Below are 1,851 nucleotides of genomic sequence, written 5' to 3'. Positions count from 1 at the left end.
ACCCCGCATGCGCCGCGTGAATACTGCGTCCAGGCCGGAGACACCGACCTCTATCTGTTCGACCGCCTGTCCACCGAGGAAGGCCTGTTCTATTTCTTCAAGCACGATGCCAACGCCCACACCCTGGTCCAGGGTGACAAGTTGTACGTCCAGGAGCGCATCCCGGGCGGGCCGGTGCTGTACAGCACCCAGCCGGCCGGGGATGCCCCGCAACCGGTGCTGTACGCCTTCAGCTACACGGAAAACGTGCGTACCGCCGAGCAGACGCAGCGTGACTACAGCTTCAAGCGCCCGGCCTTCGACCAGCAGCAGCGCATGCTCGGCGATGACCTTGAGCATCAGGCCCAGCACTATGAGCGCTACGATTACCCGGGCCGCTACAAGAGCAGCACCGTCGGCCAACCTTTCACCCAAAACCGCCTGCTGGGCCATCGTCGCGATGCCCGGGTGGCGACGGTGGAAGGGGATGATCCGCGGCTGATTCCGGGGTTTTCCTTCCAACTGACCGGGCACCCGCGGGGCGACTTCAACCGCTGGTGGCGCTCGGTGCGCATCATCCACAAAGGGATACAGCACGCCAGCCAGCAAGAAGAGGCTGCCGGTGCCGAGATGGGCGTGAGTTACGACTTCAGCGCCCAGATCATTGCCGAGGACTGCGAATGGCGCCCGAGGCCACTGCCCAAGCCGGTCATTGACGGGCCGCAGATAGCCACGGTGGTGGGCCCGGAAGGAGAGGAGATCCACACTGATGAATATGGCCGGGTAAAAATTCAGTTCCCCTGGGACCGCGAGGGCAAGCACAACGGCTTCAGCTCCTGCTGGGTGCGGGTCTCGCAGAACTGGGCGGGGGCGCAGTGGGGCCATATGGCAATCCCGCGCATTGGCCAGGAAGTCATAGTCGATTATCTGGATGGCGACTGTGACCAGCCGATCATCACCGGACGCACCTACAGGGCCAGCCATATGCCGCCCTACCGCCTGCCGGATCACAAGACGCTCAACACCCTCAAGAGCAAGGAACACAAGGGCAGCCGGGCCAACGAACTGCGCATCGATGACACCACCCAGCAAATCAGTGCGGCCTTGATGAGCGACCACGGCAGCAGCGCCTTGCACCTGGGGTACCTGACCCATCCCCGGCCCGAAGGTGGCGCGCCCCGTGGCGAGGGCTTTGAACTGCGCACCGACGAGCACGGCGCCTTGCGCGCGGCCAAAGGGCTGCTGCTCAGCACCGAAGCGCAACTGCAGGCCAATGCCGGGCAACTGCAGCGTGGCGTGGCCATCCAGGTGCTGGAAGCCGCGCTGCAACTGGCCAAGGGGCTGGGCGACTATGCGCAAGACCATCAAGGCGTCGGACACGACACCCAACCACAGCAAACCCTCAGCGAAGCGGTGCGCGACCTGGGGCATGGCGCCAACGACGAGTCGCAGCAGAGCAACGGCGGCAACCCGGCCATTGCCCTGAGTGGCCAGGCGGGCATCGCCGCGGTGTCTCCCCAGAGCGTCACCCTGGCGGCGGGCGAGCATATCGACAGCGTCGCCCAGCAGAATCAGCAGCTCACCTCGGGGCAGAAGTTTGTAGTCAATGCCGGCACCGACCTTGGCTTGTTCGCCCAGAGCGGCGAGATGCGCCACATCACCCACCAGGGGCCGATGTTGCTGCAGGCGCAACAGAACAGCATTCGCCTGGAAGCGGATCAGAGCGTGGAAGTCAGCGCGGGCCAGCAGCACGTGCTGGTGTCTGCCAAGGAACACATCACCCTGATGTGCGGCGGGGCCTACCTGACGCTCAAGGGCGGCAATATCGAGCTGGGCATGCCGGGGAATTTTACGGTCAAGGCGGCCAAGCAC

1 protein-coding gene is annotated in these 1,851 nt (G+C 64.6%); it reads left to right on the top strand.

The genetic code is table 11. The features are described from left to right. Nucleotides 1-1,851 (top strand): type VI secretion system tip protein VgrG (tssI, locus tag J5M73_RS30840; RefSeq protein ID WP_102861890.1); only part of this gene is annotated, 1,851 nt, incomplete at both ends.

This window comes from Pseudomonas sp. 50_B, assembly GCF_017491625.1.
GTDB classification, from domain to species: Bacteria; Pseudomonadota; Gammaproteobacteria; order Pseudomonadales; family Pseudomonadaceae; genus Aquipseudomonas; species Aquipseudomonas danubii.
This window is presented reverse-complemented; position numbering and strand designations above follow the sequence as displayed.